Origin of the sequence: Rhodococcus sp. AB351, from assembly GCF_049538275.1 — a bacterium.
GTDB lineage: Bacteria > Actinomycetota > Actinomycetes > Mycobacteriales > Mycobacteriaceae > Rhodococcus.
This window is the reverse complement of record NZ_JBMVFW010000004.1, coordinates 67,819-88,173: the sequence shown is the minus strand read 5'-3', so window position 1 is coordinate 88,173 and position 20,355 is coordinate 67,819. Positions and strand designations below refer to the sequence as shown.

10 protein-coding genes are annotated in these 20,355 nt (G+C 69.0%); 8 read left to right on the top strand and 2 right to left on the bottom strand.

The genetic code is table 11. The features are described 5' to 3' along the window. The first annotated feature begins 3 nt into the window (after positions 1–3). From ACPCXD_RS10900 to ACPCXD_RS10865, 8 genes are all read left to right on the top strand, one after another. Entirely contained in the window at positions 4–1,950 is a 1,947-nt protein-coding gene (locus ACPCXD_RS10900; protein WP_423659534.1) for an arabinofuranosyltransferase AftB family protein, read from the top strand. Positions 1,951–2,217: 267 nt separating this feature from the next. Beyond that, positions 2,218–3,228 carry an alpha/beta hydrolase gene (locus tag ACPCXD_RS10895; RefSeq protein ID WP_088896824.1) on the top strand — a complete coding sequence of 337 codons (1,011 nt, stop codon included), beginning with the start codon at positions 2,218–2,220 and terminating at the stop codon, positions 3,226–3,228. A 258-nt stretch (positions 3,229–3,486) separates the two neighbouring features. Further along, positions 3,487–5,403, top strand: coding sequence for an alpha/beta hydrolase-fold protein (locus ACPCXD_RS10890; protein ID WP_423659532.1), 1,917 nt, complete (start codon positions 3,487–3,489; stop codon positions 5,401–5,403). A 163-nt stretch (positions 5,404–5,566) separates the two neighbouring features. Further along, on the top strand, positions 5,567–6,124 hold the full coding sequence (locus tag ACPCXD_RS10885; RefSeq protein ID WP_145691278.1) for a DUF732 domain-containing protein: 558 nt from the start codon (positions 5,567–5,569) through the stop codon (positions 6,122–6,124). A 20-nt stretch (positions 6,125–6,144) separates the two neighbouring features. Then, positions 6,145–7,104, top strand: coding sequence for a cutinase family protein (locus ACPCXD_RS10880; protein ID WP_016692628.1), 960 nt, complete (start codon positions 6,145–6,147; stop codon positions 7,102–7,104). A gap of 684 nt (positions 7,105–7,788) precedes the next feature. After that, positions 7,789–9,678, top strand: coding sequence for a long-chain-fatty-acid--AMP ligase FadD32 (gene fadD32, locus ACPCXD_RS10875; RefSeq protein WP_088896971.1), 1,890 nt, complete (start codon positions 7,789–7,791; stop codon positions 9,676–9,678). A 53-nt stretch (positions 9,679–9,731) separates the two neighbouring features. Continuing rightward, positions 9,732–14,660, top strand: coding sequence for a polyketide synthase Pks13 (pks13, locus tag ACPCXD_RS10870; protein ID WP_230824241.1), 4,929 nt, complete (start codon positions 9,732–9,734; stop codon positions 14,658–14,660). 8 nt (positions 14,661–14,668) lie between these two features. Continuing rightward, the gene (locus ACPCXD_RS10865; RefSeq protein ID WP_016692631.1) at positions 14,669–16,210 is read left to right on the top strand and encodes an acyl-CoA carboxylase subunit beta; all 1,542 of its coding nucleotides are present in this window, start codon (positions 14,669–14,671) and stop codon (positions 16,208–16,210) included. 38 nt (positions 16,211–16,248) lie between these two features. Here the strand turns inward: ACPCXD_RS10865 and ACPCXD_RS10860 are convergent, their stop codons facing one another. Together ACPCXD_RS10860 and ACPCXD_RS10855 are read right to left on the bottom strand one after the other, a co-directional pair. Then, positions 16,249–16,890, bottom strand: a complete 642-nt coding sequence (locus tag ACPCXD_RS10860; protein WP_423659528.1) for a TetR/AcrR family transcriptional regulator — start codon at positions 16,888–16,890, stop codon at positions 16,249–16,251. A gap of 146 nt (positions 16,891–17,036) precedes the next feature. Next, positions 17,037–20,345, bottom strand: coding sequence for an arabinosyltransferase domain-containing protein (locus tag ACPCXD_RS10855; RefSeq protein ID WP_423659526.1), 3,309 nt, complete (start codon positions 20,343–20,345; stop codon positions 17,037–17,039). Positions 20,346–20,355: the final 10 nt, after the last annotated feature.

Sequence of the window (20,355 nt, the reverse complement as noted above, 5' to 3'; positions counted from 1 at the left end):
GTCGTGCTCGGCGTCCACGACACCGAGGCCGGACCGTCCAGTACGGTCCGGCCCGTTCGGCGTGACCGCCTCGCCCGCGGCGTGTTCGCCGCCGGTGTGGTCGTCTCCGCGTTCCTGATGTTCTGGGGAGCGTGGGAGCGGCGCTGGATCGCCGACGACGGCCTCATCGTCCTGCGGACCGTGCGCAATCTCCTCGCCGGCAACGGGCCGGTGTTCAACGCGGGGGAGCGCGTGGAGGCCAACACCTCCACCGCCTGGACGTACATCGTCTACGCGGGTGGATGGCTCACCGGCCTCCGCCTCGAATACGTGGTGCTCACGATCGCGCTCGTGTTGTCGACGGGCGCGATCGTCCTCGCCATGTTCGGTGCCGCACGCCTGTACCGGTGGCGACTGCGCGCCACCACGGGGACCGTGCTGCTCCTGCCCGCCGGTGTCCTCGTCTACATCGCGGTGCCCCCCGCCCGCGATTTCGCCACCTCGGGCCTCGAGTCCTGCCTGGTGATCTGCTGGCTCGGTCTGCTGTGGCTGCTCATGGCACGGTGGGCGACCCCCACGCCGGGAGGGGACGGATCGCTTCCGGGTACGGGGCAGATCCTCGCCACGGCGTTCGTCGCCGGACTCGGCCCGCTCGTGCGACCCGAACTCGCGCTGGTCGCGGTGCTCGCGCTCGCGATGCTGTTCCTCGCGCCCGGCCTGGACCTGCGCATTCGCATCGCGATGGTCGCGGTCGCCGGAGCGATCCCGGTCGGCTACCAGATCTGGCGCATGGGCTACTACGGACTGCCCTATCCCAACACCGCGGTCGCCAAGGACGCCGGTGGTGCCAAGTGGTCGCAGGGCCTCGAATATCTCGGCAACCTGGTCTCGCCGTATCTGCTGTGGCTGCCGCTGTTGTTCCTCACAATCCTCGCCGCGCTCGTCCTCGCGACCAGCCGTGACGCCGCGGGCCTCACCGCCGCGGCGGCACGTCCCGATCCGCGCGACGTGCGGGCCACCCTGACCTGGGCGCAGAACCTGTTGCGCACGCCGACCGCCGTCGTCGTGCTGTTCCTCGGCTCGGGCGTGCTGCTCGCGTTGTACTCGCTGCGTGTGGGCGGCGACTTCATGCACGGCCGCGTCCTCCTGCCGCCGCTGTTCTGCCTGCTCCTGCCCGTTGCCGTCGTCCCACTGCGGGTCCCGGACCGGGCAGAGATCGGCAACAACCGGCCGACGCAGGTCGCGGGTGCGCTGGCCGTGCTGTGGCTGGGCACCGTCGTGTGGACGGCCGCTGCGGCCAACACGACCGGCATGACCGAAGGCGCTGTGGTGGGCCGCTCCGGCATCGTCGACGAGCGCGCCTTCTACGCCCTCAACACCGGGCATCTGCATCCCATCCGGGCCGAGGACTATCTCGACTACCCGCGCATGCGGGCCATGGTCGAGGCCATCGCGAACACCCCGAACGGCGGGTTGTTGCTGCCGACTCCCTCCTTCGACGCGTGGGATGTCGTGCCGCCGCCCGAGCCCATCCCACCGGGTGGTGCCGGACATACGGTGTTCTTCCTGAACCTGGGCATGACCAGCATGAACACCGGTCTGGACGTGCGGGTCGTCGACCAGATGGGCCTGGCCTACCCGCTCGCCGCGCACACCGAGCGTCTCGAGGACGGCCGGATCGGCCATGACAAGATCCTGTTCCCCGACTGGGTGGTCGCCGATTCGGGCATGGTCGACGTGCATCCGTGGATGCCGGGCTATCTCGACGAGGACTGGGTCGCGATGGCGAAGACCGCGCTGACCTGTCCCGAGACCCGGGAGATGATCGATTCCTCGAGCGCCGAACTCACGTGGGCACTGTTCAAGAGGAACCTGCGCAACGCGTTCGACTACGCCTCGTACCGGATCGAACGGGTGCCGAAGTACGAGATCCAGCGCTGTGACCTGCCGATGCCACCGCCGCGGGGGTGACGGCCGGACACCGAGATCAACTTGGCCCCTTTCGACTGTCTCGATAGGATCACGACGCATCACGGATAGGTAACATTCCGGCAGCGCGTGCTTGACCTATAGGTCAAGAGGTGCCCAAGAGCTGTTGAAACCAGGGTTTGTCAGAGATCACGCGGTCCTTTACAGTTTTGACCGCAGTGTGACTTGGGGCGGCCTTCCGCGGTCGTCATCGCCGGAATCCGGGGGACGCGAACGCGGACGCCGCAGACGAGAAAGAGAGCATTGTTCATGCGTTTTGTCCCGAGGTTGAGGCAGGGCCTTCGACGGCGACTGCTCGGCACCGCCGCCGCAGCTCTGGTCCTCCCCGTGGCTGCCGGCCTCGTCGGAACCACCGCCGCCGTCGCCGCGCCGGCGCAGGGAGCGCCGGTCTCGCACCGCGCGCCTGCAGGGGGCTTCGAAGAGGTCTTCGTCGAGTCCGACATGGGCCCGATCAAGGTTCAGATCCAGTGGGCTGCGCGCGGTGGCGACGCGGCGCTCTACATGCTCGACGGCCTGCGCGCTCGGGACGACGCGAACGCCTGGACGTTCGAGACGAACGCCCTGCAGCAGTTCGCGAACGACAACGTCAGCCTGATCATGCCGGTCGGCGGACAGTCGAGCTTCTACACCGACTGGTACGCGCCGTCCAACCTGAACGGCCAGGACATCACCTACAAGTGGGAGACGTTCCTGACGGAGCAGCTGCCCGACTATCTCGCCACCCGTGGCGTGTCGCGCAACAACAACGGCATTCTCGGCCTGTCGATGGGCGGTTCCGCCGCCCTGACCCTGGCCGCCTACCACCGCGACCAGTTCAAGTTCGCGTCGTCGTTGTCCGGCTACCTCAACCTGTCGGCTCCCGGCATGCGTGAGGCCATCCGCGTGGCGATGCTCGACGCCGGCCGCTTCAACGTCGACTCGATGTGGGGCCCGCCGTGGAGCCCGGCCTGGCTGCGCAACGACCCGTTCGTCTTCGCTCCGAAGCTCGAGGGTCTGTCGCTGTACATCTCGGCCGCCAGCGGTCTGCCCGGTGAGCACGACAACCCGCAGGGCTTCGTCGGCTACTACAACACGGCCAACGGCATGGCCCTCGAGGCGCTGTCCCTCGCCCAGACCCGCGCGTTCCAGATCAAGCTGGCCACGCTCGGCATCCCGGCCACCTTCGACTTCCCGGCGCGCGGCACGCACGCCTGGAAGTACTGGGAGGATCAGCTCTGGAAGGCACGCCCGCAGATCCTCGAGGCGCTGAACGGGTTCTGATCCCCGGTACGCACTGCTAGCGACGACGCCGCCCGCTCACCATCAGGTGAGTGGGCGGCGTCGTAACTTTCTGCAACAATTTTCTCACCTGTCACAGCGCGGCACCCGCGATTCCGGGTGCCGCCGGTGTAGAAACAACATCCGGGACTCCGGTATCCCGAGTCGGCACATCCAGCCGGGGCGCCCTGCCACTGCCGCCGTCGCGGTCCACCCGAAGCCGCACTTCGGCAGGAAATCCGGCAACGCAGAAAGTGAGCGATGCAGATGCGAACTGAGCTCGAGCACGGTGAGCGACGGACGGGGCCGAGCAGGAGAGCGGCTCGCGTTGCGGGTGCGCGGAGCGGGAGATCCCGTGCGCTCGCACTGATCGCCGCAGCCCTCGTCGCGCCCGTCGCCGCAGGTCTGACCACCGTCTCGGTGGCCACCGCCGATCCGCTCATCGCCCAGTCCGGCCCGACGAGCACCGCCGGCGCCACCGTCCGTTCCGTCGACTGGCTCACCGATCGTCGCGTCGCCCTGTGGATCGACTCGCCGTCGATGGGGACGCCGATCCAGGTGCAGCTGCTGCTCGCGCGCGACTGGAACAGCAAGCCCGACGCGAAGTTCCCGTCGGTGTTCATGCTCGACGGCATGCGTGCGCGCGACGACGAGAACGGGTGGACGCTCGAGACCGACGCGGAAGCGTTCTTCGCCGACAAGAACGTCAACGTCGTGCTGCCGGTGGGCGGCCAGTCGAGCTTCTACTCCGACTGGATCGACCAGAACAACGGACAGAACTACAAGTGGGAGACCTTCCTGACGAAGGAACTTCCCCCGCTCCTCGAACGCGATTGGCGCACCACCGACAAGCGTGGCGTCGTCGGCCTGTCGATGGGCGGTACCGCCGCGATGTTCCTGCCCGCCCGCAACCCGGGCTTCGCGCAGTTCGCGGCATCGCTGTCCGGCATCCTCACCACGACCACCCTCGGCATGCCCGAGGCCATCCACTACGCGATGCAGGACGCCGGCGGTTTCGACTCCGAGGCGATGTGGGGTGCGCCCGGCTCCGACGGCTGGGAGTCGCACGATCCCTATCTGCTCGCCGACAAGCTCAAGGGTGTGAGCCTGTACGTCTCGAGCGGCAGCGGCACCACCGGCCCGTACGACGATCCGTCGGGCATCCCCGGTGTCAGCACCAATTACGCCGGTATGGGCCTCGAGATCCTCTCGCGCCTCACCTCGCAGGCGTTCGCGACGAAGCTCAAGAAGCAGGGCATCCCGGCCCAGATCGTGTACCGGCCGTCGGGCACCCACACGTGGAAGTACTGGGAGTTCGAACTGCACCAGCTGTGGCCGCAGCTCGCCAACACCCTCGGGGTCGGGGTCGACAAGCCCGAGTGCCAGGCCACCGGTGCCTTCGGCGACGTGGCGAACGCGAACGGCTGGCTCGGCGACTGCCTCACCGGTGAATACGACGTCGCCGGTGGCAAGGTGCAGGACTTCCGCTTCGGCCGCGTCTTCTCGTCCGAGGGCACGACGGTGCCGGTCGCGGGTGCGATCGGCGGCGCCTACCAGGGCGTCGGCGGTCCGGCCGGACAGCTCGGCTACCCGACCACCGAGGAACGCGTCGCTCCCGACGGACGCGGACGGTTCAACCACTTCCGGAACGGCGCGATCTACTGGACGCCCGAACACGGCGCCCACGCGGTCCGCGGCAAGATCTTCGAGGAATGGAAGAACCAGGGCTGGGAGGGCGGCCCCCTCGGTTACCCGATCCTCGACGAGGCGGCGACCCCCGACGGTCGCGGCGCGGTTCAGGGCTTCGAGATCGGTGCCATGTACTCGAGCGAGGACACCGGCGCCCACGGCGTGCAGGGCATGATCCTCGACAAGTACTCCCAGCTCGGCTACGAGACGGGCATCCTGGGCTACCCGACGAGCAGCGAGCAGCCCGCAGGGCGCGACGGTCGCTTCAACGAGTTCCAGCACGGCAACATCTACTGGAGCCCGCTCACCGGCGCCTGGCCGGTCCGCGGCAAGATTCTCGAGGCGTGGCTCGCCGAGAAGGGTGCCGAAGGACGTCTGGGTCTGCCGATCAGCGACGAGTTCCCGGCCGTGGACGGCAAGGGCGTGCAGCAGAACTTCCAGAACGGCTTCATCACCCTCGACGGCGACGAGGTGAAGCTGCAGCCGTAAACGGACGACAGCGGGGCGGCCCGTGCGGCCGCCGATCGCGAAGCGGGTCGGCCCGTGCAACTGGGGGAGGCGGGACGCTTCTACCGGCCGCACGGGCCGCTCTGTAGCCTGGGGCGCATCTGACCAAGTTCGACCGACATCCCGGATGTGAGGACCCCACCACATGCCTTCACGGACCCGCTCGCGCTCGACCCGAGTCCTCGGCGCCCTCGCCGCGGCACTGACCGCCACGGCAGTTCTCTCCGCGTGCGGAAGCGACGACTCCACCGCGACGAACACGCCGACGACGTCTGCCGCCACGGAGACCTCGACGTCGGCATCGACCTCCGCGGCAGAGACGTCCACCGGCGCCGCCGGGGCGGAGAGCACGGACGAGGCCGAGACGAGCGACGCGTCCCCGGCTCCGTCCTCGCCCGACGCCGGTGAGGACACGGGAGCCGGCACGGGTGCGGCACCCGCTCCCACGCCCGGCGCCCAGGCCTTCCTCGACGGTCTCCGCGCCGAGGGTGTCGAGCCCAGCGACGAGACCGGCGCGGTGAACATCGCCGACTACATCTGCAGCGCCCAGGCGCAGGGCGGGTCTCCGGAGGAGATCAAGGTGTTCGTGACCGCGCTCGTGGGTAGTGATGCTGCAGCCGGTGGTGTCGAGTTGTCGGAGGAGCAGGCCTCCTCGACGGCCGACACATACATCGCCGTCGCCGGCGAGACGTACTGCAACTAGGAAACGCGGGGACAGCACGAATGGTCAGGACGAAGCAGCGTCGCGGACGCAGGATCGTGGTCGTGGGGGCGCTGCTCGTCCTGGCGATCGTGCTGGTGCTCTGGTACATGCTCGCGGGGCGGCTCGACATCCCGTCGCCGATTCCCACCCCGCCGGGGCCCGAGGAGCCGCAGTCGCAGCCGGCCTCGTGCCCCGACGTGCAGGTCGTCGCGGTGCCGGGCACCTGGGAGTCCGCGGTGGGCGACGATCCGTACGCTCCGGCCGCGAACCCGTACTCGCTCATGCTCAACGTGACCCGGCCGCTGCAGGAGCGTTTCGACGCCCAGCGCGCCGACGTCTACACGGTGCCGTACGTCGCGCAGTTCTCGAACCCCATCGCGATCCCGCCGGACGGCCAGCAGTCCTACAACAACAGCCGCAGTGAGGGATTCGCGGCCACCACCGACATCCTCGCGCGCCGCTCGGCCGAGTGCCCGCTGACCACCTATGTGCTCACCGGTTTCTCGCAGGGCGCCGTGATCGTGGGCGACGTCGCCGCGCAGATCGGTGCCGGTAACGGCCCGGTGCCCGCCGACCGGGTGCTCGGTGTCGCGCTCATCGCCGACGGGCGCCGCGACGGGGTCTCGGGCACCGACATCGGTGCCCCCGTCGCCGGAGTGGGTGCCGAACTGTCGCTCGACGGACTGCGACTGCCGGGTATCACGATGACCGGCGCGCGTGCCGGCGGCTTCGGGGAACTCGACGACCGCACCATCCAGATCTGCGCGCCCACCGACAGCATCTGCGACGCACCGCCGAACGCGCTGAATCCCGCCAACTGGATGTCGGCCGCTCCGCGCCTGCTCGAGTACGTCAACAACCCGATCCACGCGATGTACAACACCTACGTCGTGGACGAGAACGGCACCACCGCGACGCAGTGGATCGCGAACTGGGCGGCGGAGAAGATCGACGCCGCACCGGAACCCGCAGAAGAGTGAGGTGCGGTTGTCGCCGCACGCAGGGAGGGTTCGGGCTCGAGTGAACCCTCCCACATATTACTCGCGGGTAGTGTCCGATCTCACCACCCGGTACACTCGAAAGACGGGCTGCCTTTAGACTCATCCCTCGGCTGCGTGCCCGGCCGTCCGGGATCGTGGCGCACGACGACTGCCACAGGAGAAGAGGTTCATGGTGCCAGCGACGGCACGGCGAACGGCCGGCCCCCTCCGGGGGCGTAGCGACGGCCCGCGACCGGGAATGATCCTTGTCACGAGCTCTCGCGTCGGTCGGGCGTACGTTCCGGGGCGCCGATCCTGGGCAGCAGAGGGCGGCGGGTCGCGTCGCCGGCTGGTGCCGGCGTCGAAAAACCGTCGCACACAATCGGATCGTGTGCTGTTCCCCTTCGGCGGGCACGGAATGTGTGTGTGAAGACGACCATGTCGTATCTTTGTGTTTCCCGTGTGCAAGGGGAAGCGTTCCTCCCGGCGTCCGCACTTTGCGAGGGTGCGCGTGATGCCGATCTGTAACATATTCGTGATCTGGGGTCGATGGACACGTTCGAGGAACGGACCGCCGGAAGCCGTGGGGGGCGGTATCGGTACGACGATCCGCCGGCGCGGAGGAAAAGTTAGTGGCGCAACCATGTCGAGTGGTTGTGGGATCGCTTCGACAGGGAGAAGGAATTGAGCGTCGGGTTCGAAGAGTTCATCGATGAGAACGGGCGGATCAGGCTGCCGGAAGGGCAGACCCTGCTCGATCACCTCGAGGGGAACTTCGCTTCAAACGGTGACGACCTCGCCTACCGGTACATCGACTACTCGCGGGAACGCGACGGCGAGGTGCACGAGCTGACCTGGGATCAGTTCGGCGTGCGCATCAAGGCCATCGCCGCGCGCCTGCAGCAGGTCACCGCTCCCGGCGACCGCGTCGCGATCCTCGCTCCGCAGGGCCTCGACTACGTCGTGTCCTTCTTCGCCGCGATCTACGCCGGCACCATCGCCGTGCCGCTGTTCGATCCCGACGAACCCGGCCACACCGATCGCCTGCACGCCGTTCTCGGCGACTGCACCCCCAGCGCGATCCTCACCGCCACCTCGTCCGCGGCCGGCGTGCGGCAGTTCTTCCGCCCGCTCCCCGCTGCGCAGCGTCCCCGCGTGATCGCCGTCGACGCCATCCCCGACTCGGTCGCCGAGTCCTGGAACCGGCCGCCCATCGGCACCGACGACATCGCGTACCTGCAGTACACCTCTGGCTCGACCCGCGTTCCCGCCGGCGTCGAGATTACCCACCGCTCGGTGCTCACCAATGTCATCCAGATGGCCGACTCGATCGAGCTCAACGAGTCGTCGCGCGGCGTGACCTGGCTGCCGCTGTTCCACGACATGGGCCTGCTCACGGTGATCCTGCCCGCGGTCGGCGGCAAGTACATCACCATCATGAGCCCGCGCGCCTTCGTGGCCCGGCCGAGCCGCTGGATCCGCGAGCTCGCCGCTGTCTCCGACGGTGCCGGCACCTTCGCCGCCGCCCCGAACTTCGCGTTCGAGCACGCTGCGGCACGCGCCGTCCCGAAGCCCGGCGAAGAACTCGACCTGAGCAACGTCATCGGCCTGATCAACGGCAGCGAGCCGGTCACCACGGCGTCGATGCGCAAGTTCAACGAGGCGTTCGGCCCCTACGGTCTGCCCCGCACGGCGATCAAGCCGTCCTACGGCATGGCCGAGGCCACCCTGTTCGTCTCCTCCACCCGTCACAGCGACGAGGCGAAGGTCATCTACGTCGACCGCACCGCCCTCAACGCGGGCCGGGTCGTGCGCGTCGAGCCCGACGCCGAGAACGCCATCCCGCAGGTCTCCTGTGGTTACGTCGCGCGCAGCCAGTGGGCCGCGATCGTCGACGCCGAGACCGGCACCGAGATGCCCGACGAGCAGGTCGGCGAGATCTGGCTGCACGGCGAGAACATGGGCATCGGCTACTGGGGTCGCAAGGAAGAGACCGACAACACCTTCCACAACCGCATCACCAAGCGCCTGGCCGAGGGCAGCCACGCCGAGGGCACCCCGGACGACAGCAAGTGGCTGCGCACCGGCGACTACGGCGTCTACATCGACGGTGAGCTCTACATCACCGGTCGCGTCAAGGACCTCGTGATCGTCGACGGCCGCAACCACTACCCGCAGGACCTCGAGTTCTCGGCGCAGGAAGCCAGCTCCGCGCTGCGCCCCGGCTTCGTCGCGGCCTTCGCGGTGCCGGCCAACCAGCTGCCGCGCGAGGTGTTCGACAACGACGCCTCCGGCCTGCAGTTCGATGCCGACGATTCGTCGGAGCAGCTCGTGATCGTCGCCGAGCGCGCTCCCGGCGCCGGTAAGGCCGATCCGCAGCCGATCGCCGACGCGGTGCGTGCCGCGATCTCGTCCCGGCACGGTGTCACCGCCCGCGACGTGCTGCTCGTGCCGGCCGGTTCCATCCCCCGTACGTCCAGCGGAAAGATCGCGCGTCGGGCGTGCAAGACCGCATATGTCGAGGGAACGCTGCGCGGTGGTTACCAGCAGCAGGCCTTCCCGGACAGCGTGTAAGAACGAATGTCCTCTTTCCCGGGTAGCGTGGTGGGTTGATGTCTGACACTGAAATGACGGTTGCGCAGCTGCGCGAATGGCTGCGCAACTGGATCGCCGACGCGACCGGGCAGCCGGTCTCCCAGATCTCGGACGATCGTCCGATGGAGGAGTTCGGACTGTCCTCCCGGGACGCCGTCGCCATGGCGGGTGAGATCGAGGAACTCCTCGGTGTCACCCTCAACGCGACGATCGCCTACCAGCACCCGACGATCGCGTCGCTCGCGACGCGCATCATCGAAGGTGAGCCCGAGGCACCCGCCGAGGACGACTCCGCCCTGTACACGGTCGGTGCCGTGGCGGGTTCGAAGGACGTCGCCATCGTCGGTCTGTCCACCCGTTTCCCGGGCCACGTCGACACCCCCGAACAGATGTGGGAGCTGCTCGCGTCCGGACGCGACGGCATCTCCGATCTGCCCGAGGGCCGCTGGTCGGAGTTCGAGAACGACCCCGCCGTGTGGGAGTCGATCCGCAACGCCAACACCAGGGGCGGCTACCTCGACGACGTCAAGGGCTTCGACGCCGAGTTCTTCGCGATGTCGCCGCGCGAGGTCGAGATGGTCGACCCGCAGCAGCGTCTCGCGCTGGAGCTGACCTGGGAAGCACTCGAGCACGCGCACATCCCGCCGAGCGACCTCAAGGGCGGCTCGGTCGGTGTGTTCATCGGCAGCTCGGCGAGCGACTACATGCTCCTCGCGGTCGGTGATCCGTCCGCAGCGCATCCCTACGCGCTCACCGGTACCTCCACCGCGGTCATCGCCAACCGCGTGTCGTACTTCTACGACTTCCACGGCCCGTCGGTCACGCTCGATACGGCGTGCTCGTCGTCGCTGGTCGCTGTGCACCAGGCCGTGCGCGCGCTGCGCAACGGTGAGGCCGACGTCGCTCTCGCCGGTGGCGTCAACATGCTGCTCGCCCCGGCCGGCACCCTCGGCTTCGACGAACTCGGCGTCATGGCACCCGACGGGCGCATCAAGGCGTTCTCCGCCGATGCCGACGGCATGATCCGCGCCGAGGGCGGCGGTCTCGTCGTGCTCAAGCGTCTCGAGGACGCCGAGCGCGACGGCGACAACATCCTCGCGGTGATCGCCGGTTCGGCCGTCAACCAGGACGGCCGCTCCAACGGTCTGGCCGCTCCCAACCCCGAAGCGCAGGTCGACGTGCTGCGCCGCGCCTACCGCGACGCGCAGATCCTGCCGTCCGGCGTCGACTACATCGAGGCGCACGGCACCGGCACGGTGCTCGGCGACCCGATCGAGGCCGACGCGCTCGGCCGCGTCGTCGGTCGTGGCCGCGAGGACGACAAGCCGGCCCTGCTCGGTTCGGCCAAGACCAACTTCGGTCATCTCGAGTCCGCCGCCGGTGCAGCCGGTCTCATCAAGGTCGTTCTCGCGATGCAGAACGATCAGCTTCCGCCGACGCTCAACTACACCGCGCCGAACCCGTACATCCCGTTCGACAGCGCGCACCTGAAGGTCATCCCCGAGGGTGCGAAGTGGCCGCGCTACACCGGTCGCGCCGTCGCCGGCGTGTCCGGATTCGGTTTCGGTGGCACCAACGCGCACGTCGTGGTCCACGAGTACACCGGCCCGGAGGGTCAGGAGGCGGCCGAGGCCGAGGTCGAGGTCCTGCCGGAGGAGATCCCCGCCGCCGCGGAGACCACCGAGCAGGCCCGCGAGCTGCCCGTCCTGCTCGCCGTCTCCGCTGCGATGCCGTCGCGTCGCCGTCGTGCCGCCGCCGATCTCGCCGACTGGCTCGAGACCGAGAAGGGCAGCACGACGCCGCTCGCCGACGTCGCCCGCACGCTCTCCCGTCGCAACCACGGCCGGTCCCGGGCGATCGTCGTGGCGAGCAACCACGGCGAGGCCATCGCCGGTCTGCGTGCCGTCGCTGCCGGTAAGCCCGCGCAGGGCGTGTTCACCGCCGACGCTCCGGCTTCCAAGGGCGCGGTGTGGGTGCTGTCCGGCTTCGGTGCCCAGCACCGCAAGATGGCCAAGCAGCTGTACCTGGAGAACCCGGTCTTCGCGGCGGCCGTCGACGAGGTCGACGAGCTGATCTACGACGAGTCGGGCTACTCCATGAAGGAGAAGTTCCTCGACGACGCGCAGGACTACGACGTCGAGACGGCGCAGGTCGGCATCTTCACGATCCAGATCGGTCTCGCCGCGCTGCTGCGTCACCACGGTGCCGAGCCCGCCGCGGTCGTCGGCCACTCGATGGGTGAGGCCGCCGGCGCCTACATCTCGGGCGGACTCTCGCTCGAGGACGCCGTGCGCGTCATCTGCTCGCGTTCGCGTCTGATGGGTGAGGCCGAATCGGGCCTGACCGGCGACGACATCCGCCTCATGGCGCTCGTCGAGTACAGCGCCGCCGAGATCACCGACGTGCTGCCCGACTTCCCGCAGCTCGAGGTCTGCGTCTACGCGGCGCCGACGCACACCGTCATCGGTGGCCCGCAGGAGCAGGTCAACGCGATCGTCGCGCGTGCCGAGGCCGAGGAGAAGTTCGCCCGGGTCCTGCAGACCAAGGGTGCAAGCCACACCTCGCAGGTCGATCCGATCCTCGGCGAGCTCGCGGCCGAGCTCGCCGGCATCGAACCGCACCGCCTGAAGGTCGACCTGTACTCGTCGGTCGACCAGGAGACCCTCTACCGCGCAGGTCACGAGGGCATCCACGACGTGGAGTACTGGACCAAGGGCATGCGCCACAGCGTGTACTTCACGCAGGCGATCCGGCAGGCGCTGTCCGACGGGCACACCACCTTCGTCGAGCTCAACGCCAACCCCGCGACGCTCATGTCGGTCGCGGCGACGGCCTTCGACGCCGGTGTGCAGGACGGCCAGTTCATCCAGACGCTCAAGCGCAAGGAGGACGAGTCCCTCGGCGTGCTGACCGCGCTCGCGCAGCTGTACGTGCACGGGCAGTCCGTCGACCTGAGGACGCTGCTGCCGGAGGGCGACTACGCCGACCTGCCGCGCACCGCCTTCCTGCGCAAGCCGTACTGGGTCGACGCCAGCATCGGCACCTCCGGCAACGGTCGCGCGCCCGGCGCCCGCGTCGCACTGCCCGACGGCCGCTACGTGTGGGAGGTGCAGGCATCCGCCGTCACCGACGCGGCCGAGCTGGTCGTCGCGGCGGCTTCGCAGGTGCTGTCGGATGTCACGCTCACCGCGTCCATCCCGCACACCGAGGTCCCCGCGACCGGCACCCTCACCACGACGCTCACCCGGCATCCGGGTGGTGCGTCGCTGCAGGTGCACGCGAACACCGGCGACGGTTTCACGCTCGTCCACGAGGGTGTCGTCACCTCCGGTGAGCCGCTGCCCGCGCCCGTCGCGGTGGCCGCGAAGCCGGCCGCGCAGGCCGAGGAACTGCCCGAGGTCGTCGAGTCGTTCGGCGACAAGTGGGATCCGAACGGATCGCAGACCCTCGACGACCGCCTGAGGCTGATCGTCGCCGAGTCCATGGGCTACGCACCCGAGGACCTACCGGCCGAGATCCCGCTCATCGAGCTGGGCCTCGACTCGCTCATGGCGGTCCGCATCAAGAACCGCGTCGAGTACGAGTTCGACATCCCGCAGCTGCAGCTGTCGGCGGTCAAGGACGCGAGCCTGCGCGACGTCGCGAAGTACCTGCGGTACGCCGTGGAGAACCGCGAGGAGGTCGCGCAGCTCGCCGAGCAGCAGGCCGCCGAGAAGGCAGCCGAACGCGCCGCCGCTGCGGCGGATCAGGACGAGCTCCCCGCGATGGAGGACACCACCGCGGTGGGCGAGGCCGAGCAGATCCTCGCCGAGGCCGAGGCCGAGGTAGACGCAGAGGCACAGACCGCGCCCGAGACGCCCGCACCCGAGCAGGAATCGAGCGGAGTCGACGTGCCGCCGCGCGACGCCGCGGAACGACTGACCTTCGCCTCCTGGGCCGTGGTCACGGGCAAGTCGGCCAAGGGCATCTTCAACCCGCTGCCGAAGCTCGAGCGCGACGTCGCCGAGAAGCTCGCGGCACGACTGACCGAGCGGGCCGAGGGCGAGATCACCGTCGACGACGTGCTCGCCGCCTCGACCGTCGAGCAGCTCGCCGAGACCGTCCGTCAGCATCTCGAATCCGCCGATCGCATCGACGGACTCGTGCGCACGCTGCGGCCCCGCGCCGAGGGATCGGACGCCGTGCCGGTCTTCGTCTTCCACCCCGCGGGTGGTTCGACGGTCGCGTACGAGCCGCTGCTGCGCCGCCTGCCCGCGCACACCCCGGTGTTCGGTTTCGAGCGCACCGAGGGCCCGATCGACACCCGCGCCCAGGCGTACCTGCCGCTCATCGAGGAGATCCAGGGCGACGGCCCGTACGTGCTGTGCGGCTGGTCGCTCGGCGGTGTCCTGGCCTACGCGGTGGCCCGTCTGCTCCGCAAGAGGGGCAAGGACGTGCGTCTCGTCGGTCTCATCGACACCGTCATGGCCGGTGAGAAGGTCGAGGACACGCCCGACGAGATCCGTAAGCGCTGGCAGCGTTACTCGGCGTTCGCGAAGAAGACCTACGGGATCGACGCGCCGCTGCCCTACGACCTGCTGGCCGAGGCCGGCAGCGACGAGGAGCAGATCGGCATCCTGATGGGCCTGCTCGAGTTGAGCGGGGCGCAGATCCCCGGCGGCATCATCGAGCACCAGCGCACGTCGTGGCTCGACAACCGCGCCATCCAGACCGCGGAACTGCTGCCCTACGACGGCAAGGTCGTGCTGTACATGGCCGACAAGTATCACGACGACGCGATCGATCTCGAGCCGGCCTTCGGGACCCGGCAGCCCGACGGTGGGTGGGGTGAGGTCGTCGCGGATCTCGAGGTCGTGCACGTCGGCGGCGATCACCTGCAGATCGTCGACGAGCCGTACATCTCGAAGGTGGGGGAAGACCTGACCCGCAAGCTGGCCGACATCGAGGCCTCGAGGAGCTGAACGAAGAAGTGAGCACCACGGCACAGAAGCTGGCCGAGCTGCGCGAGAAGCTGGAGATCGCGAAGGAGCCTGCGGGCGAACTCGCGATCGCCAAGCGCGCGAAGAAGGGCATTCCGAGCGCTCGCGAGCGCATCGACATGCTGCTCGACAGGGGCAGCTTCGTCGAGATCGGCGCACTGATGAAGACGCCCGGCCGCGACGATGCGATGTACGGCGACGCGGTCGTCGTCGGGCACGGCACGGTCGACGGCCGCCCGGTCGCGGTGTTCTCCCACGACCAGACCGTCTTCGGCGGCAGCGTCGGTGAGATGTTCGGCCGCAAGGTCGCCGCGGTCCTCGACTTCGCCCTCAAGATCGGTTGCCCCGTCGTCGGCATCAACGACTCCGGTGGTGCCCGCGTGCAGGACGCCGTCACCTCGCTCGCCTGGTACGGCGAGATCGGCAAGCGCCACGAGCCGCTGTCGGGTCTGTGCCCGCAGATCTCCGTGATCGTCGGCAACTGCGCCGGTGGTGCGGTCTACGCCCCGATCAACACCGACGTCGTGGTCGCCACCGAGGGCTCGCACATGTTCGTCACCGGCCCGGACGTCATCAAGGCGGTCACCGGTGAGAGCGTGAGCCTCGAAGAGCTCGGCGGTGCCCGCCAGCAGGCCGAGTACGGCAACGTGCACCACGTGGCGCCCGACGAGAAGGCCGCCTTCGAGTGGGTGCGGCAGTACCTGAGCTACATGCCGTCCAACGCGCAGGAGAAGCCGCCGGTCATCAATCCCGGTCTCGAACCGGAGATCACGCCCGACGATCTCGAACTCGACACGTTCATGCCCGACGCCGACAACTCCGGCTACGACATGCACGACATCCTGCTGAAGATCTTCGACGACGGCGAGTTCCTCGAGGTCCGCTCGCAGACCGCGCCGAACATCATCACCGGCTACGCGCGCGTCGACGGTCATGCCGTCGGTGTCGTGGCGAACCAGCCGCTGTACCTGTCGGGTGCGCTCGACGCGGCCGCTGCCGACAAGGCGGCCCACTTCGTGCGCGTGTGCGACGCCTACGACATCCCGCTCGTGTTCGTCGTCGACACCCCCGGCTTCCTGCCAGGTGTCGAGCAGGAGAAGATCGGCGTCATCAAGCGTGGCGGCCGTTTCCTGTTCTCGTACGTCGAGGCATCCGTCCCGAAGGTGACGGTCGTGGTCCGCAAGGCATACGGCGGCGGTTACGCCGTGATGGGTTCGAAGCAGCTCGGCGCCGACATCAACTTCGCGTGGCCCACCGCGCGTATCGCCGTGATGGGTGCCGAATCGGCTGTCGCGGTGATCGGCCGCCGGCAGATCGAGGCCGCGGGCGAGAACGCTCCCGCCGTGCGCCAGCAGCTCATCAACTTCTACAACGAGCACGTGGCGACGCCGTACATCGCGGCCGAGCGCGGATACGTCGACGCGGTGATCGAGCCGTCGACGACCCGCCTCGAGATCCGCAAGGCGCTGACCCTCCTTCGCGACAAGGAAGTGTTCAAGAACCCGCGGAAGCATCACCTGCTGCCGCTGTAGAACAGCCGGAGAACCCTCGCCGACGGGGTCTGTGCACACTAGGACGTGCGCAGGCCCCGTCGCGCGTATCCGACGATCTGCTCGACCTCTGCGTCGGCGTCGAAGGTGGATGCGTCCCGCCACAGCAGATGCTCCATCACCGCGAGGAGCAGGATCGAGGTGGTGAGCGAATCCCGTTGCGGGTCGGCCGATCCCAGGTCGGCGATGGGACCGGCGAGTACCTCCGCGACCGCCTTCTCCAGATCCTCGCGCACCTTCGGTGCGTGCGAGCGGCCGCCGGCGGAGGACACGACGTTGCGGGTGGCGGCGGCGATCTCGGGATCGACGGCCTGGTTCAGGACGGCCGCGATGCCGGCACGCAGGGCGGCGTCGGGGTCGGCGGCCTGGTCGATCTTGTGACGCAGGTACCGGACGAGTCGGTGTCCGCCCTCCTCGACGACGGCGTCGACGAAATCGCCCTTGCTCTTGAAGTAGCGGTAGAAGGCGTCGTTGGAGAGTCCCGCGGCGGCCACGATGTCGGCGACGCGCGCGGGTTCGCCCCGGGTGAGCAGTTCGCGTCCGCACCGGATCAGGGTGTCGACGTCGCGGCTCGCAGCCTCCTGTCGGGGCGTCAGGCTTCGCTTCACGGCCTCGGAGGCGCGGGGCGACAGGGTCGACCCAGCTGAATTCTCGATGGTCACCCGCTCATTCTAGATAACCGAAACCCGATTCTGGGACGCTCCGACCCGGACGCGGCCGGAGGATCAGGGAACCGTCCAGCTGCCGACACCGGGCAGGTAGGTGAAGCCCGGGGCGGTCACCACGGCGACGATCCGACCGGCCCCCGTCACTCGTAGACGCGCATCGGCGCGGGCTTCCACAGACCCGACCGCGTCACCTCGGTGGTGGTCAGTTCGGCCGGCTGCGCATTCGGGTAGAAGCGCACGTACCGCTCCACCGAACCCCAGTCGCGACCCCAGTCGTTCTCCAGGTAGGTGGGCACCTGCTCGGGTCGCGCCAGGACCTCCGCGAAGCCGAGCGGGCCACCGTTGTCGGCGGACTGCCAGGTGTCGGTCGACGACACCGCGAGCGGACGGTCGGGGAGGACCCGGTAGTTCGGCATCTCGGCGACACCGGCCCAGTGGTCGAACGGCCGCTGGCACGGGAACTGCAGACCCACGGCCCAGTCCAGCAGGAGCGGCTGCTCGGAACCGAGCTGGGCGTCGAGCCGCTCGAGGGTCGGGACGCGCGGCGGCGTGAACGCCAGCCACTGGTCGCCGGTGAGATTGGGATCGTTGGCGACGATGCGGACGGCGTCGATGTCGTCGGGCAGGTCGGCGAGCGGCACACGCAGGTTCCGCCACGACGGCGCGGGGCCGATGTCGCGCGGCAGGTAGGTGCCCTTCGCCTCGACGCTGCCGTCGGCCTGGCGGGTGCCGTACTCGACGAGCAGCGACTGGCCGTAGGTCAGTGCACCGGTGTCGTCGTACGACCAGATACGACCGGCCGCGGAGATGATCACCAGCGGCGTCTCGTCGGTGATCTCGGGCAGGGCGTACCAGCTCGACGTGAGCGCGGCGGGTTCCTGCACACCCTCCTGGTAGCTGCCGAGCACCGGGGTGACGGCCGGGTCGAGCCCGAAGGGCAGGCGCACGGTGCTGCCGTTGACGGTCTGCGCACCGGAGCCACCCGTGGTGCCGCCGCCCGCGCCGGTCTCGAAGGTCGGGCCGACACTCTGGTTGTCGGTGTTGCCCTGGCCCGGTTTGACCTCGACGTAGTCGGCGGTCAGGTCGGACGGCACGCCGTCGGGAGTGAAACCGCGCGGCGCCGCACCGGCGAGCGGGTCGTCGTTCGCCGGCGGGTTGGCGGGATCGATGATCGGTTCGAGACGTCCCTCGTTGGGGTCGGCCTCGACGAGCACGTCGTTCGCAAGACCGCAGGTCTGCCCGGCGACCGCCCCGATGTTGGAACGGGCGAGCGAGTACGCCGGGTACTGCGACACCGCTCCCTTGAGCAGCGACAGCACCTCGAACAGCACCATCACCGCGGCGACGACCGTGAGCGGCGCAGCCGCGAGGGCGCGGATCCGCCGGCCCTTCTTCGTCTCGGGCGACTCCGGCGGCGGTGCGTAGCCCTCGCGGAGGTACTGCCACGCGACGAGCACGAGCGCGAGACCGAACAGGATCAGGAACAGCGAACTGGACTGGTAGCCGCTCAGCGAGACGGTCTTGTCGAACCACGGCACGCCGTAGCTCGAGACGTACCACCAGCCGTTGATGCCGGCGAACGACACCGCCAGGACGAACAGCAGTCCGGCGAGGAAGATCGTGCGGTTGCGCCGCGACCGCAACGCGCTCGCGGAGACCACGACGGCCGTGACCGTCGCGAGTGATCCGGCGATGCCCGCGTACGCCCCGAAGTGGTGGGTCCACTTCGTGGGGTTGAACATCATGAAGAAGATCGTGCCGAAGACGATGCCGAGCAGACGCCAGGTCGGGCTCACGGCGACGCCGGGGATCCGGCGGCGGCGCAGCAGCACGAACAGCGTCGTGAACAGGCACAGCAGCATCGTGAGGAACGCGAAGCGGCGCGGCAGCGACCCGTCGACGGTCTGCACCATCAGGTAGTAGTAGCGGAGGAAGTCGTTCCACCACTCCTCGTTGGGTCCGATGATGGTGCGCACGCGAGTCGCCTCGAGGACCGCGGCGAGGGTCTGGTCGGAGAACACCACGACGAGCACGAGCAACCCGGCGGCACCGATCGGTGCGAGCAGCGGCAGAGTGCCCACCTCGCGGTGGCGGCGCACGATGATCCGCGTCATCGGCCGGATACCGGCGATGAGCGCAGCCACACACATCAGGCCGGTCGGTGCTGCGGCGAGCGTGAACGCGCCGATGAACACCGCCGTCGCGGCGGGCAGCAGACGACCGGTCGCGATGGCACGCTCGATCGAGCACCAGGTCAGCAGCGCACCGAGGGCGACGATCGGCTCGGGCCGCAGACCGTTGTTGTAGGGGAGCCAGAAGGCGAGGAAGACCAGTCCACCGGTCCACAGTGCGATGCGGTTGTGCCGCACGGCCCGGCCGAGACGCGGCACCACCTCACGGCTGATGACCATCCAGCACAGGATTCCGGCGATCAGTGCCGGAATGCGCATCCACGGGCTGGCCGTGGAGATCTTCGCGAACGCCGCCAGCACGTCGTAGTACCAGCCGAAGGGAGCTTCGGGGACACCGAACCAGCGGAAATAGTTGGCCATGTAGCCGGAGTTCTCCGACACCCGGGCCATGGTCAGCAGGTAGCCGTCGTCCGAGGTGTTCGCGCCGAAGAAGTGCCAGCCGACGAGCGTGAGGACCACGACGACGTCGACGCCGGTGAACTTCCACCAGCGGGCGGGCAGGAAGCGACGGTGACCGCGACCGTCCGTGCCGTCGAGCTTGGCCAGCGCGCCGAGCGCGAGCGCCGTCGACAGCACCGCCAGGATCATCGCGAGGGACTTGACCAGTGTCGGCGACGACGTGAACCGGGAGTCGACATCGACGGTGACGTCGAGGCCGGGGACGGCGCTGGGCAGGTCGCTGAACACGCCCACGACGAGCGGTCGCAGGTCGCCGGTGAGTTCACCGGCCCGCGGGTTGCCGTTCTCGTCCGAGAGGCCGACGAACTCGGCGGTGGTGCGTTCGGAGTCGGAGAAGATCTGCAGTTCGCTGCACGCACCCGACTCGACGTCGGCGCGCGGCGCGGTCGCGACCACCACGTTGCGGTCGAGCACGTCGACGTTCTCGGCGCCGACCCGCACGAACATCGCGTTGAGCGCGGCGTCCTGCCCGTTGGTGGGGGCGGTCGCGAGCAGCATCCCGCCGTCACCCGGCATCTCCGCGACGGCGCTGCACGGCACGGTGGCGCGGAACTGGAGGGGGACCTGCGACATCAACGGCAGTTCGACGTCGGTCGCCGCCGCGTCCTGCGGCCACGACATCGTCGCCTCGGTCACGCGGACCGGGAGGAACGGTGTGGCCAGCGCCAAGATCATGCCGAGCAACCCGGCGACGACGGCGACGAGTCGCGCGGTCCGGTACCGAGTGCGAAGATCCTCGCCCATCGACCGTGGGGCGGTCGGAGCGGGCGCGGGTGAGGTCGTCACGTCGTCGGGCACGGGAGTCGAT

Excerpts from the sequence above, each read along its gene's own strand:
- ACPCXD_RS10895 (WP_088896824.1), top strand. The coding sequence starts at position 2,218 with ATGCGTTTTGTCCCGAGGTTGAGGCAGGGCCTTCGACGGCGACTGCTC.
- ACPCXD_RS10890 (WP_423659532.1), top strand. The coding sequence starts at position 3,487 with ATGCAGATGCGAACTGAGCTCGAGCACGGTGAGCGACGGACGGGGCCG.
- ACPCXD_RS10885 (WP_145691278.1), top strand. The coding sequence starts at position 5,567 with ATGCCTTCACGGACCCGCTCGCGCTCGACCCGAGTCCTCGGCGCCCTC.
- ACPCXD_RS10880 (WP_016692628.1), top strand. The coding sequence starts at position 6,145 with ATGGTCAGGACGAAGCAGCGTCGCGGACGCAGGATCGTGGTCGTGGGG.
- pks13 (WP_230824241.1), top strand. The coding sequence starts at position 9,732 with ATGACGGTTGCGCAGCTGCGCGAATGGCTGCGCAACTGGATCGCCGAC.